Consider the following 15029-nt stretch of genomic DNA (forward strand, 5'->3'; position numbering starts at 1 on the left):
CTACGCCACATCTATCATTGTCTGACGGATTGATTTTGATCTTGGTATTCTCCCAGGTAGTCGGCCAGGGCCAGAACGGTGTTTGCGTAGATCGTGGAGCGGTTGTAGCGCATGATGACCTTGTGCCTCCGCTTGGGGTTCTTCATATTTCCGGTCCAGCCATGAGCACGCATGTAGGCTCCGAAACTGAGAGTCATGTCCGGAACGGAGAAGAGATCTACAACACCGTCTTCGTCAGCATCCACCCCGAAGCGTAGGGCATTGGATGGCATGAACTGGCCCAGACCGATGGCCCCGTAGACGGAGCCTGGAAGGGACAAGGGGTCGATGAGGTTCTGATCGGCAAATCGAAGCAGGGCCAGGAGTTCGTCGAAGGCCCAGTCGGCCTTTTCCACGGCCTTTCGACGCAGGATGGCCTCGGTCTCCGAATCGAATTCATCATCCACCAGGTGTAGGACGATTTGGTCAAAGTCTGCGGATACGGCCATGGACGAAAGGGTGACTAGGGCAGGATTGTGTCCCAAATGCTCTCCAAGACGGGTCTCCACAGTCATAATGGATACGGCCAGCTCGGCCGGCACGTCATATTCCCGCTCCATTCGTTCAAGCAATTTTCGGTGCTCGTGAAGAAAACGGCGGGCAGCTTCCTTACGCTCTTTGGTCATGGCCCATTCGTAGACCCTGATACGGGGGGTCTTTTTGGCGGGGGAAGGATGAATCGGTTCGGCCTTGGGAGTCCGAAGGGCGAGTTCGGCCTGGATGCGTTTCAGTACCTGCTCGGTGGGTTTCCCTTCGGGCTCCATGCCCGCATCGGCTTCGAAGGCCTGAATGGCTTGGCCGGTTATCGGCCCGGCTATCCCATCCACCGGACCTGGGGAATAGCCGAGATTTCTCAGCCCTGACTGAATTTCCCTGACCCTTTTGGTTCGTGACGAATTTCGCGTCAATTCGCGAATCTTGACGACCATGGGCCGGTGATCAAAACGCAGTTCCGGTCGGGTGTACAAGGCTAGGCTAGATTGGGCCGGATATCCCGCGACCGTTAGGCGTTCGACGAGTGGAATCCACTCCTCGGGCAAAGGTTGCGGAGAAGGCTCGAAAGAAGCATCGGAATTGACCTGCAACCGGACGGAGGGCCTTTCGAATTCAGCGTCGACGGCCGCTGTTCCGGCTGTCGAACACGCCGCCAGAAATCGGCCCAGAAGGAGAGGTAGACCGAAAAATACAACAAGTATCCAAACCGTTCGTTTCCAGTTCCGACCCTTGGTCGACAGAGATGCGAAGCTCATGATCGATTTCTTGCCTCCGAGGCGAACTGGTGTCAAGATGGTTTCAGTCGGCCTTTGAGCCTGGGAGCTCAACTGTGCGACCAGGCTAGCTTTCGTTTCTATCTGGAATCGATATGAAGGAGGAACGTCAATGGATCTCATGACCCTTGTCCACTGCGTCCAGGGCAATCCTCGATACCACGATGCAGGGATGATCCTCAGCCATACCGGGGTCGTCCGGGGTTTTGACCGGGCCGGGCGTCCAGTTCGTGGGTTGAGGGTTCATGTGGATCGGCAAAAACTTAAACTTATACTTGAAGAAAAACGAAAAAAAACTGGAATCATTGATGTTCTTGTCGAAATTGCCGCCGACCGGGATCTGGCCGTCGGCGACGTGGTCATGCACTTGGTCGTGGCCGGCGATGTGAGAGAAAACGTCATTAGCACCCTGCACGAGGCTTTGGACGCGATTAAATCCGAAGCCACATCCAAGACCCAATTCTATCTGGAGGAAGACATGTCAGAACACAAGCCCAAACATTATCAGAGCATCCAAGCTCGCTATCCTGAATTCATCCGTGCCGTGGAAGGTCTCGGCAAGGCGGCCATGGAATCCGGCCCCCTGGAGCCCAAAACCGTTCAGCTTATCCGTCTGACGGCAGCCGCGGCCATGCGCTCCGAGGGCTCGGTCCGCAGTCACGCCAGACAAGCCCTTGGGGCCGGTGCGACACCCGAGGAAGTAGAACATGCACTGGTGGCATTGACCAGCACCATCGGATTTCCCACCGTGGCGGCGGCCCTGTCCTGGGTCGGTCGGGATGAGGAGGCTTAGCCGAGGCCATGGCTCAGGCGCGGGTGCCCAGGTTCGACCCAGGGCTGACGGTCATCGCCTCCAACCGTCTGGATATTCTGGCCGATCGTCTGGCTGAACGGCTTAAAATTCCGCTTTCGGATCCTCTGAAGCCTGAGATCGTTGTCGTCCAAAGCCGGGGCATGCAGCGGTATCTGTCCATGCATTTGGCCAGAAAGCAGGGCATCTGCGCCAACATGACCTTTCCCTTTCCGGTGGGCCTGACCCATGACCTGTTTCGAAAAATTGTGCCCGAGGTCCAGGTCGACTACGTCTATGCCCAGGACATCATGGCATGGCGGATACTGGGGTGTCTGGAACGGCTCGTCGACCAGGACCGATTCGAGGCCGTTCGCGGATATCTGCAGGGGGCCTCGATTTTCAAGCGGTTCCAGTTGGCCGAGGAGTTGGCCTTGTTGCTGGACCAGTATCTGATTTTTCGACCGGACCTGATTCTGAAATGGGAAGCAGGCAAAGATGACGATGATTCCACCGGATGGCAGGCCCCCCTGTGGAGAGCGGTGTCCGAGTTCGACCGGGACGTCCATCGAGCGGCCCTGAAGGTCGGGTTCCATGCGAGGCTTGACGATGGCGGGAGCGAACGTCTCCTGCCCGAGCGGATCTCCGTGTTCGGGGTTCCGGTTTTGCCGCCGTACTACATCGAAATTTTCGGCCATGCGTCCCAATTCATTCCTGTGGACGTCTACATGTTGTCTCCATGCCGGGAATACTGGGGAGACATTCGCAGCACCAAGGAAAAGGCTAAACTCTGGAAATTGGAAGCTGCAACTGAACCCGACGGCCTCACAGGGGTCGGTGAATCCGGAGGAAATGGGCTGCTGGCCTCTTTGGGTCGCTTAGGCCGGGACTTCTTGGCCAACCTGTACAATACGGAATTCGTTTCTAGCCAGGAGGATCTGTTCGAGGGATCCACGGACAATACTCTTCTGGCCAGGATCCAGAACGATTTCCTCGATCTGAAGGAGCCGGGCCATGGCAGGCCCGAACCCATTGATCCGGACGATTCGTCGATTCAGATCCACTCCTGCCACTCGCCTCGAAGGGAGGTAGAGGTTTTGCTGGACGTCCTTGTCGACGCGCTTGAACGAAATTCAACCCTGCAACCCGACGACATCCTGGTCATGGCCCCGGACATTCAGGCCTACGCCTCGCACATCTCGGCTGTTTTTGATCAGGCCAATCCCGACCTGCGGATTCCTTTCGGTCTTGCGGATGGGAACCTGGCCGGAGAACGACGCTACGTCCGGGCATTTTTGGCCGTGCTCGAATTGGCCAGAAATCGAGCCGAAGCCCCGGCCGTTCTCGATCTGATGGCCATGGATCCGGTCATGGCCAAATTTGGCCTGAGCGGACGAGAACTGGATCTCATCCGCCACTGGGTGAGACGATGCGGTATCCGTTCGGCAGTGGATTCCAGCCATAGACACAAGCAGGGCCTTCCGGAGTATCCTGAATACACATGGCGTTCAGGTCTTGAGCGCCTTCTTCTTGGGTACGCCATGCGCCAGGAAAAAATTTTGGATTTTTCCGAAAATCTTTGGGCGCTCGATGGAATGGAAGGGGAGTGCGGCCCAGCCCTTGATGGGCTGATCGCCTTTGTGAAGATTCTCTTCCCCCTTCTGGACACGCTTTCCGATTCGCGTTCAGTGGAAGATTGGGGAACACTTCTCCACGAACTCCTGGACGATCTGCTGGCCGAAAACGACGAGGAAGACACGGTCAGTGCGGCCATGGCCCGCGAGGCCGTTGAAATCATGGTTCACTCTGCACGTCGGGCCGGATCCGAAGCTCGGAATCTGGACCTGCCGACCATCATCCACATTCTAAAGAACCATCTCCGGGACATGGAGGGCACAGGCGGATTCATGACCGGAGGGGTGACCTTTTGTTCCTTCTTGCCCATGCGGAGCATCCCGTTCCGGATGATCTGTCTTCTGGGTATGAACGAGATGGATTTTCCCCGGCGGGATCGACGACCCGATTTCGATCTCATGGTCAGGCATCCAAGGGCAGGCGACCGATCCCTGCGAACGGACGACCGCTATCTTTTTCTTGAAGCCTTGATTTCGGCCCGCCAACGACTGCACATCAGTTACATCGGCCAAAGCATCGCAGACAACGCCGTCCTTCCGCCCTCCACAGTGGTCAGCGAACTCCTCGACTATATCGACGCCAACTCGGAATATCTCGACGCACCTGGGGAAAAACCCCGTAGTCGGCTGGTGGTCAGGCATCGACTCCAACCCTTCCATAGGGCCTATTTCGATTCAAGCGGCCCCCTTTTTAGCTTTTGCCCGGACAATTTGATGGCCGCCAAAGCGCTGGGCCGCATGGAGCCGGTGAAATCGGCCTTCGAGTCCCCTTTGCCTCCTGTGGAGCGTTCGGAAATCGACCTTGAAGATTTAAAGTTTTTTTTGAAGAATCCGATCAGAGCTCTTTGCCGAACCCGATTGGGCATCCTGATGCCTTCCGATGAGGCGAGGCTCGACGACCAGGAACCTTTCGACGGGGTGGATGCCTTGACGCGGTTCAATCTTCGTCGGGCCATTTTGGAGGACTTGGTCCACGGACAGGGTAATCTCCACGAGGTCTATGTCCGGGCCAGGGCTGAAAATATTCTCCCTCCCGAAGTTCTCGGTTCGAGGTTTTTTGAGCACCTAGTCGGAGAGACCAGATGCCTGGCCGACCGAGTGCGGGATGATCTTATGGGTAGAAAGGCGACGTCATCCGTACACGACAGCCTGATTTTGGGCGGGATGACTCTGCATATCCATCTTTCCGGAGTCGGTCCTGAAGGACTCTACAGATACGTTCCGTCAGAAACTGCCGGAAAGGGCAAGCGGCGCCTGGACCTCTGGCTCGACCACTTGGCTTTATGCGCTCATGTCCCGGAAGATATCAAGCCTCGGCCCTACAGCAGCTTGCGAAGCGACGACGAACTGATCGTTTTCGAACCCCTGGCTCAGGGGCGGTCAAAACGGGTCCTGGCAGGGCTTCTGCAAATGTGGCGAACGGGTATGGCCAGACCATTGCCTTTTTTTCCGGATGTCTCAAACAATTACGCTCGAAATGAACTTGAAGTTGGTCCAGAAAAGGCCTTGGCCAAGGCTGAAGAACAATGGCATCCACAGAGAAATGGGACCGGTTTTGAGCGAGAATCCATCCGATATCTCTCCGAGTTCGCTTTCGGCAGCAAATCCCCACTCCAATATAAAGAATTTTCCCATTGGGCCCGGCGAGTCTTTCGGCCGATGTTCATGCTGGGAGAAAAGCGGTGACCTCGATCCTTGACCTTCACAACGACCCGCTCATCCCTGGGGTTCATCTCGTGGAGGCCAGCGCGGGAACCGGCAAGACCTACGCCTTGGCCGGCCTGTATCTTCGTCTGGTCGTGGAGCGGGAGGAGGACATCCGAAGCATTCTAGTGGTAACCTTTACCGAGGCGGCCACGGCCGAACTCAAGGATCGCATCCGGAGCAGACTCCGGGACGCATTGACCGCGTTGGAAACAGGACAAGGCGGATCTGATCCCCTGATCGCAACGCTGCTCACCAGGATCGATATCGGAAAACGGCCCAGAGTTACGGCCCATGTCCGGGCCGCCATTCATTCCTTCGACGAAGCGGCCATATTCACCATCCATGGATTTTGTCAGCGTCTGTTGCGGGAGCACGCCTTTGAGACCGGATCCATGTTTCACCTGGAGGTCATAACCAAGCAGGATGACCTGATCGCCCGTCTGGCCCGGGATTTCTGGATCAAGGCGGTTTTTGACGGCCGGTCCCACGAGCTTCTGGGTAGTAGCGGTGCAAATCGGTTTACATTTCAGACTCTGATCGATTTGGGAAGACTGGTTCTGTGTTTTCCCGTGTTCGATATTTTGCCCCCGGACCCGGGGCCGCAGAGCCTGGCCAAGCCTCTGTCTGAGCTCGTTGCCGCCGAAAATGCCGCCCTTTGTTGCTGGAGGGCCCAGGAATGCCTGATTCGGACCCATATCTTGGCCAAAAGCCAGGACCTGCATCAGAACGTATACAAGCCGTCACAGATAAACGCATTGCTTGAACAGCTGGCGTCAGGGGCCTACAAAGTGCCGTCCTTGGTGGTTGAAAAACTCCGTCGATCGAAACTCGAAGAAAAAACCAAGAAAAATTGCACACCTCCCAGCCACCGGTTCTTCGACCTTCTCGAGGATGTTCACCGCGTCCGAAAGGCATGGGACGAGGTCCGGAAAAAACAGATCCTTCACCTCAAACATGACTTTCTGGGCTGGTTTCGCCGGACCTTGTCCGTTCGCAAGGAAGAACTGGGTATCATCTCCTTCGACGACATGATCCTCAAGGTCTACGAATCCGTGGCCGACGACCGTCTGGCCCGGGTCGTTGGCCGACGTTACAACACGGCCCTCATTGACGAGTTCCAGGACACGGACTCAATGCAGTGGGCCATTTTTCACCATCTTTTTCGCGGGCCGAACCAACGACTGTTTCTAATCGGAGATCCCAAGCAGTCCATCTATGGATTCCGGGGGGCCGACATCTTTGCGTACCTCCAGGCCGCTGCCGATTCCAACCGCCATTCGACACTTAAAACCAACTGGCGTTCGGCTCCGGCCTTGGTCGAGGCTGTGAACACGGTGTTCTCCCGGAACGAATCTCCCTTCCTTGTGGACAAGATCGACTTTATGCCCGTTGAAGCTTGTCCCGACAAGCCTGCGCTGCATCTCGATGGCAAGGAGGTTCCGGCCTTGGTCTGCTGGGAGATCGGAGACCCCAGTCTGAAGAACAAACCTCCTCGGACCAGGGCCGTGCGTGAAGCAGTGATCGGTGAAATTATCCGTCTGTTGGGCCTAGAGGCCAATGACCGGTTTACCGTGGGTTCGGGTCCCGATTCTACAAGAATCAAACCCAAGGACATCGCCGTGCTCGTTTCCAAAAACGAGGAGGCCCAAACCCTGCAGAACATGCTTTCCGCTGTCGGAATCCCGGCCGTGACCTCTGGAAACGCTTCGGTCATGGCATCAGCCGAGGCGAGAGAAATGCTCATCTTGCTCTCCGGCATTCTGGACTGCCATCGTACCGGTCCGGCTTTGGCTGTTTTGGCCACGCCGTTTTTCGGGTTCTCGGCCAATGAAATTCTCCGCTGTCGGGAAGAGGACAATGCCGGGCAGATGGAGCTCGACGGATACAGAAGCCTTTGGCTCCGATCAGGGCTTTCGGCCATGCTCTCCGCCGTGTTTCGAAACCGTTTGGTACTTAGTCGCCTGGTGACCCGCCAGGATGGAGAGCGCAAACTGACCAACGTATTGCATCTGGCCGAGGCCCTGCAGAACGCATCCCGGACACTGGGACTTGGACCCCAGGCCTTGGTGGGCTGGCTGAAGGACATGATCGAGATTCAAGGGGGAGGGGAGGAGCACGAATTGCGTCTGGAGAGCGATGACGAAGCCTTGCGGATCATGACCGTGCACAAAAGCAAGGGTCTGGAATTTCCGGTGGTTTTCTGCCCGGGTCTCCATGACTGGACGTATCGCCCGAGGGATGAGGGATTCGTCCATCTTCCCACCAGAAAGGCCCAGAGGAAACGATTTCTCCATCTGGCCCTGAAAGCTGAAGAAGAACAGACTGCCAAAGACGAGAGTCTGGCCGAGGCCCTGCGATTGGCCTATGTGGCCCTGACCAGGGCCCGACAAAGGACCTATTTCTGCCGCCTGGGATTCGGGATGAAGGCAAATGGATCACCGGTGGAGCATTTGCTCGGCACAGAGGGTGCCGATTTTGGGAGGGGAAAGCCCTGTATCCGGGTCGAGCCTCTGCCCCGACATCATTTCTATGTTTCAGGAACGTCCAAGCTTCAAACCGGGTCGACCCCGCTTCGGATTCGTTCGCTCAGCAGACGAAGCTGGTCTTCAAACCGGCTGGCCAGCTTCTCTGGTTTGACCCGAAACGCCATGTCAGACTCGAGGGATTACGATTTCGACAATCGGACTCTTGGTGCACCCGTTCCCAAGTCCCCGGAGAGAACCATCTTCTCCTTTCCCGGTGGAGTCAGAACCGGCATTTTCCTCCATCGTCTCCTAGAAAAAGTTTCCCTGACCCAGGGTCCGGACGAGTGGGGCCCGATCATTGAGGAAGGCTTGGCCCGGCAGGGCCTCTCGGCCGAATGGCAGGACGTCGTCCTCGATATGATCCGGGCCGTGGCTTCCACGGATCTGGGGCAGGGATTCAGCCTGTCGGAGGTTGATGAATTTCGACCGGAACTCGAGTTTTTTCTTCCACTTGGAGACGTGGAACCGAATTCCCTGCGGAAGGCCTACGAAAAGTATCCTCGCTTTTCGTCGCGGATCAACAGTCTCGATTTTTCTCGTGTGCGCGGCCTGCTGACGGGATTTGCCGATCTGGTTTTTCGCCACGATGGTCTGTGGTACATCGTGGACTGGAAATCTAACCACCTTGGTCCAAATCCCGAGGAGTATCTCCAGCCAGGGCTTGAGGCCTCCATCCTTCACAGCTACTATTTTCTCCAGTACCATCTCTACACTCTGGCTGTGCATCGTCTGGCCAAAACCCGGAGCCCCCAAGGCGCCTATTCCTATAATGAAAACTTTGGCGGGGTGTTTTATGTCTATTTACGAGGGTTAGCCGGACAACCGGACGGACGGCACGGTATTTATTTCGATCGCCCGAAGCGGGAGTTCATGGCCGACCTTGAACAGATTCTGTGTCCGGGAAGATCCACTTTTTGATCTTGAACTCGGGGAATTTTCATGAACTTCATCGATACGTCCGTTTTTGAACTCTTTAAGACGGGACCCGGCCCGTCGAGTTCCCACACCATCGGACCCATGAGCGCAGCCGCGGATTTTCTTTCCTGTCTGCGGGTCCTCGACAAGGACATTCTTGATGCTGCAAGGACCGTCGAGATCGATCTCTATGGAAGTCTCAGCGCCACAGGCAAGGGCCACGGCACTGATCGCGCCGTCCTGGCCGGCTTGCTTGACCAGGAGCCCCAGAGCTGTTCGGCCGTTTTTTTGGAATCCATGAATCGGGATCAAGGGGTAGAGTTCCGGATCGAGGTGCCTGGGCACAAACTGAGGACTGGATGGAACCATGTTCATTTCCAAGGCATGAACACGGCCTTCCCTTTCAGTAACACCCTGGTCTTTCGACTGACCGGTCCGGAAGGAGATCTTTGGGAGAAGGAGTATTATTCCGTGGGAGGGGGGTTCGTGCAATGGAAGGGGTGGATGCCACCGGAAAAGAATCCGCCGGCCCATCCTTACTCCACCATGACCGAACTTCGAAACATCGTTCGCCGAAAACGAATCGATCTGCACACGGCCATTCTGGAGAACGAGAAAGCCATCACCGGGCGGACCGAAGTGGAAATTCGAGATGGATTGGATGCCGTCGTCGACTCCATGGAGGAGTCGGTTCAAAACGGTCTTGCATCCGGAGGAGTGCTGCCCGGGCCGATCGGCCTGCACCGCAAGGCTCGGGTCCTTCATCGGCGGGCCCTGAAGCTCCAAGATACACCTGAGGGCTTTCTGGTTGCCCTGAGCGCATACGCCTTCGCCACGGCCGAGGAGAACGCCGCCGGACACAGAATCGTGACCGCGCCCACGGCCGGGTCATGCGGGGTCATGCCCGCTTTGGTCCATATGCTCGTTCACCACGACCGGATTTCCCGCCGGGAACTTCAGCGTGGACTGCTGGCGGCTGCGGCCGTGGGTTTCGTCGCCAAGCACAACGCTAGCATTTCCGGAGCCGAAGTGGGATGCCAGGGAGAAATCGGGGTCGCCGCCGCCATGGCCGCCGCCATGGTCGCCCACGCCCGGGGGCACAGGATCAGAATCGTGGAAAATGCGGCCGAAATCGCCCTAGAGCATCACCTCGGTCTGACCTGTGATCCGGTCTTCGGCCAAGTCCAGATTCCGTGCATCGAGCGGAACGCCATGGGCGCCCTCAAGGCCTACACGGCCTACCTCATCGCCTCGGCCGAGGTTTCGAAGCATCACAAGGTCGACCTCGACCAGACCATCCGGGCTATGGCTGAAACGGGCCGCGACATGTCGGCCAAGTACAAGGAGACCTCAACGGGAGGGCTGGCCCTGAGCGTTGTCCAGTGTTGACGAAGAACGTGATTTTCAGGATTCGACCGCTGTGGCCAGAATGTCCATGAGCCGGGCGCAACCACGTCCATTTTTGGCCGAAACGGCCAGGGGAGGAGCATCCAGGCCGCAAAGCTGTTGCCATTGCCTGGAGATTTCGGCCAGATGCCGTTGCTTGCATTTGTCGGCCTTGGTCAAGACCGGGATATAGTGAATCCCAATATCCAAAACATAGCCCCTGAGCTCCAAGTCCAAGGTCTGGGGAGGAAGCCGGGAGTCGATGAGGGCCACCACGGCTTTGAGCAGCGCATTGCTCTTCATGTATCGATCCACCAGACGGGCCCACTGGGCCCGTTCCTCCTTGGAACAGCGGGCGTAGCCATATCCTGGAAGATCGACCAAGCAAAAACGGTCGGTATGAACCAGAAAAAAATTGACGCTTCTTGTCTTGCCGGGGGTTGAACTCGTTTTGGCTAGACCCTTGGAACCGCCCAACCGGTTCAGCAGAGAGGACTTGCCCACGTTGGACCGTCCGGCAAGGGCAATCTGGGGCAGGGGAGGGGGCACAAGCTGTTCGGCAGTATAGGCCGTCAGGATCAGCTCAAAACGATGGATGGTGAGGGGAGCAGGGGCGTCCCTTTCTTGACTTTTATGGATGATATCGGGCATTGCTTTGTCGTTTCGCTCGTAGGTCTTGGAGAATTAAATCCAAAAAAAGGGAGTTCCGAATGAAAGGTTTACTCAGTGTCATGATCATGCTGGCGATTCTGCCGGCCTGTCTGGGAGACAAGAATCCGGAAACTCTCTATGCAGCTTCCGCCAAGCCTTTGGTCATTGTCAAGGAGACTCTGGTTGACGTCAAACTGACCGATGCCGAGGTCCGTCTGGCAGGCGGTGATTTCTCCAAGGCCATGTGGGAAAAGGCCACCTTCCAGGGAATGAAAGCCATCATGAACAAGTTCATGTACCTGGAACCCATTGTCGCCCCAATTCGCACGACCTATCCGGAACCGGACGAAATGTCGTTTTTCGAACGACGGGGGAAGGTGGTCAAAGTTGAGAATCCGGTCACCGGAGACTACGAACAGAGTTTCAGGCTTACGGCCACCTTCACACCTGAGTGGAAAGTTTCGGGACAGGTCACCCGTCTGGAGAATGACCGTTATGCCCTGTCCATGCTCGACCGTATGAGCGTCACCCTGTTCGATTATTTTCCTCGCGAACTCCCGGCCTTTTTTCTTTTAGCCCAACGGACTCCCGAGGGTGACGGCCGCTTGATGCGCGTCGTCGGTTCCGGTCGGATCCTGCAAAGTTTGGGCACCACTGTTGTCGTGGACGTTGAAGGCAGTTCGGTACAGGGGACCCTGGCCCAAGCCGAACTGACCGAGACTAATCAGGAAATCTACAAAGGAGACATCATTTTTCTAATTCCGGTCATTGCCGAGGCCCTGCTGCCTGCTGAGATCGCCGAAACTGGGGACTCCGGTTTGCCCGAGGTCGTGGTAGAGCCCAAGACCATCGTCGAAGTGGTCGAGCCCGAGATTTCCAAGTGAGTCGAACCTGGAATATTCTTGTAGCCAACGGCCCCAATCTCCGCCATGTCGGGATACGGGACCCTGGAACATATGGTGTTCAGTCCATGGACCGGCTGCCGGAAATCATCGCCGATCTCCTCGGAATACATGCCGAATCCGTGGGCCTCTTTTTTTTTCAATCCAATTCCGAAGGAGCGCTCATAGACCGTTTTGAATTGGCCCGGGAACAAAGGGTTGACGGGCTGGTTCTCAATGCCGGTGCTTTGACCCACACCAGTTTGGCTTTGGCTGACTGCCTGGCATGGATCAGCATCCCCTGCGTCGAGGTCCACATCAGCAATGTTTTAGCCAGGGAGAACCCTCTTCGCCAACAGAGCCTCATTGGCAGACATTGTCTGGGCGTGATGGCAGGGTTCGGGCTGAGGGGATACGGGTTAGCGGTTTTGGCTCTGGTCGAACATTTGCGGTCTGTTTCAAAAGACAATCAACCATCAGGAGCATGACGTGATATCGACGACGGATTTCAAGAAAGGCTTGAAAATCGAGATCGACGGCGAACCCTGCATGATCGTCGATTTTCAGCATTTCAAACCCGGGAAGGGCGGAGCCTTCATGAAGACCAAATGGAAGAACCTCCTCACCGGGGCCGTGGTGGAGAGGAACTTTCGTTCCGGGGTCAAATTCAACCGGCCGGACATGGAGACCCGAACTCTTCAATATCTCTACCACGATGGGACCGGGTACGTGTTTATGGATCTGACCACCTACGAGCAGTTGACGGTCGACGAGGATCTGCTTGACCAGCAGGGACCCTTTCTGAAAGAAAGCCAAGAGTACAAGGTTCTCATCTATCAGGGCCGTCCGTTGGATCTCGAGCTTCCCGTGGCCGAGATTCTCGAGGTCACCGAAACCGATCCGGGCATGAAGGGAGACACGGTTAGCAACACCACCAAACCGGCCATCCTGGAAACGGGTTTGGTGGTCAACGTTCCGCTGTTCATCAATATTGGGGACAGGCTCAAGATCGATACCCGATCCCGGGAGTATTTGGGCAGAGAGTGAATTTGACGACTCTTCGACCCCTGACTCGGAGAGGCCATGAAGACCGGGCGGTTTCATGGCCTCTTCCGATTTTCGACAGATTCGATCCAGCCGATACCGGAGCCCGTTCATGACCACCATAGATGGCAACAAGCTCGGCCGGGAGATTACAGCCGTCGTGCTTTTCTTTCTGGCCGCATTCATGAGTCTAAGCCTTTTTTCCTATTCCGTCCAGGACCCGACTTTCGGGACCGCCTATCATGGTGGCGGAATCCGAAATCTGGCCGGACCCATGGGGAGCTACGCGTCGGGGTTTCTGGTCGAACTGTTCGGGATGGCAGCTTGGATCTGGCCTGTTCTCACTCTGTATGTCGGACTGTGCCTGATGTTTTCGTTGTTCCGTTTCGCTTGGTGGCGTTGGCTTGGAATCGCCATGCTTGTTGCCGTCACCCTCAGCCTACTAGAGAGAGAGATTCTTGTCGGTAAATCCGTTTTGGAGATGAGCGGAGGAGGATATCTGGGCCGGTCGATGCATTCCTGGCTGGTCGGGATGTTCGGAATTGAAGGAAGCATGTTGGTCGAGGGGTTGTTCCTCGTCCTTGGGTGCCAGCTTGCTCTGGGTCTTTCCTGGTCCGGGCTCGGCTCGACGATGCGTCGATGTCTCGGGGGGCTTTGGGCATGGCTTTTTCGATTGTGGGGGAATATTTTTTTTCGGTCCGATGGCGTAGAATCTGAAATCACAATTGAAGACCGGAAGCAGACTGAAAATCCTTCCCAAAAACAGGTGGATTCACCGGCCAATCGTCACCGACCGATTCAAGCCAAGACGTCTCCTATTCCTGTCCAAATCGATATGGAAGCCGACAGGCCCGGAGTCGAGTTACTCGTGCCAGTGCCGGCCTCCCAGCCACAGCCAGAGCCGACCGTTCTCGATTCCCTGGCCAAAAAATTAAGCGAATGTTTGGTCAATTTCGGAATTCAAGGTGAAGTCCAGCACATTTTGCCCGGACCCGTGGTCACCATGTTCGAGTTTAAGCCGGCTCCGGGTATCAAGATTAGCAGAATCGCAGGCCTGAACAACGATTTGGCCCTGGCCCTCATGTCCAGGTCAGTCCGCATTGTGGCGCCACTGCCGGGAAGGGACACGGTCGGAGTGGAGATTCCCAACGAGAAACGTCAGACCGTCTATCTTCGAGAAATTCTAGGCAGTGAACAGTTCACCAAATCCCGGTGGGTTATTCCTCTGGCCTTGGGCAAGGATATCCAGGGAAAGCCGGTCGTGGCCGATTTGGCCAGAATGCCTCACATGCTGGTGGCCGGGGCCACTGGGGCAGGAAAATCCGTTTGCCTGAACACCCTGATTCTGAGCCTTCTCTACACTTTCGGCCCGGAAGAAGCCAAATTTCTGCTCATTGATCCCAAGCGGATCGAGTTGGCCGTGTATTCGGATTTGCCCCATCTGGTGCATCCGGTGGTCACGGACATGAACTTGGCCAAGAATGCCCTGGACTGGGTGGTCCATGAGATGGAGGGGCGTTACAGTGCCATGGCCGAGGCAGGAGTTCGCAATATCGCCGACTACAATCGAAGAGTCCGCGAAGCAATGGCCAATTTGGACGAAGAAGAGCAGAGTGAAAATTTGCCCAGGCCTCTTCCTTATCTTGTGCTAATTATCGATGAATTGGCCGACCTGATGCTCACGGCAGCCAAGGACGTGGAGGTCAGCATCGTCCGGTTGGCCCAATTGGCCAGGGCGGCCGGCATTCATCTCATCTTGGCCACCCAAAGACCGTCCGTTGACGTGGTTACGGGCCTGATCAAGGCCAATTTTCCAGCCAGGATCGCCTTCCAGGTCAGTTCCAAACACGATTCACGGACCATTCTCGACGCTGTGGGTGCCGAATATCTGCTTGGCCAGGGTGACATGCTCTTCAAGCGGAGCGGAGGAGACGTGACCCGGGTCCATGGCTCCTTTGTCAGTGACGGAGAGATCGAGGCGGTGGTTGGTTTCTGGAAAGCCAAGGGCAAGCCTGACTATGCCGTTAATTTCGAGGATTGGTCGTCGGGTCGGGAGTCGGATCTAGGAGGAGAGGGGGGTAACGGAAACGACGTTCCGGACGATCCAGTCTACAACCAGGCCGTCGAATTCGTCATGGATCAGGGCAAAGCCTCAATTTCACTCATACAGCGGCGGTTCAGGATAGGCT

Annotated in this window: 9 protein-coding genes and 2 pseudogenes; 9 read left to right on the forward strand and 2 right to left on the reverse strand. The window is 56.3% G+C overall.

Annotated features, from left to right (window positions below):
* Positions 1-14: 14 nt before the first annotated feature.
* Positions 15-1430, reverse strand: coding sequence for a hypothetical protein (locus EOM25_02450; GenBank protein NCC24053.1), 1416 nt, complete (start codon positions 1428-1430; stop codon positions 15-17).
* Between EOM25_02450 and EOM25_02455 the strand changes: the two are divergent.
* The 5 genes and pseudogenes from EOM25_02455 (at position 1420) to EOM25_02475 (ending at position 10267) form a co-directional block, all read left to right on the forward strand.
* Positions 1420-1773, forward strand: a pseudogene (locus tag EOM25_02455) (molybdenum cofactor biosynthesis protein MoaE). The gene EOM25_02450 and the pseudogene EOM25_02455 sit on opposite strands and share 11 nt — an antisense overlap.
* Positions 1774-1785: 12 nt before the next feature.
* Positions 1786-2100 (forward strand): carboxymuconolactone decarboxylase family protein, encoded by a 315-nt coding sequence (locus EOM25_02460; protein NCC24054.1) that lies wholly within the window; start codon positions 1786-1788, stop codon positions 2098-2100.
* Between the two features lie 8 nt (positions 2101-2108).
* Positions 2109-5417 (forward strand): exodeoxyribonuclease V subunit gamma, encoded by a 3309-nt coding sequence (gene recC, locus EOM25_02465; protein NCC24055.1) that lies wholly within the window; start codon positions 2109-2111, stop codon positions 5415-5417.
* Complete coding sequence (locus EOM25_02470; protein ID NCC24056.1) at positions 5414-8881, forward strand: hypothetical protein; 3468 nt, start codon at positions 5414-5416, stop codon at positions 8879-8881. Before recC ends, EOM25_02470 begins: the two co-directional genes overlap by 4 nt.
* A gap of 21 nt (positions 8882-8902) precedes the next feature.
* On the forward strand, positions 8903-10267 hold the full coding sequence (locus EOM25_02475; GenBank protein NCC24057.1) for an L-serine ammonia-lyase: 1365 nt from the start codon (positions 8903-8905) through the stop codon (positions 10265-10267).
* 15 nt (positions 10268-10282) lie between these two features.
* Here EOM25_02475 and EOM25_02480 read toward each other — a convergent pair whose 3' ends face one another.
* Positions 10283-10915, reverse strand: coding sequence for a YihA family ribosome biogenesis GTP-binding protein (locus EOM25_02480; protein NCC24058.1), 633 nt, complete (start codon positions 10913-10915; stop codon positions 10283-10285).
* A gap of 508 nt (positions 10916-11423) precedes the next feature.
* On the opposite strand from EOM25_02480, the pseudogene EOM25_02485 reads away from it, so the two are divergent.
* From EOM25_02485 to EOM25_02500, 4 genes and pseudogenes are all read left to right on the forward strand, one after another.
* A pseudogene (locus tag EOM25_02485) lies at positions 11424-11513 on the forward strand (hypothetical protein).
* A 282-nt stretch (positions 11514-11795) separates the two neighbouring features.
* Positions 11796-12284, forward strand: coding sequence for a 3-dehydroquinate dehydratase (locus EOM25_02490; protein ID NCC24059.1), 489 nt, complete (start codon positions 11796-11798; stop codon positions 12282-12284).
* A 1-nt stretch (position 12285) separates the two neighbouring features.
* On the forward strand, positions 12286-12843 hold the full coding sequence (gene efp, locus EOM25_02495; GenBank protein ID NCC24060.1) for an elongation factor P: 558 nt from the start codon (positions 12286-12288) through the stop codon (positions 12841-12843).
* Positions 12844-12898: 55 nt separating this feature from the next.
* Positions 12899-15029, forward strand: a 2131-nt coding sequence (locus tag EOM25_02500; GenBank protein NCC24061.1) for a DNA translocase FtsK, incomplete at its 3' end; no start/stop codon positions are given.

This window comes from Deltaproteobacteria bacterium (assembly GCA_009929795.1).
Lineage (GTDB): Bacteria > Desulfobacterota > Desulfovibrionia > Desulfovibrionales > Desulfomicrobiaceae > RZZR01.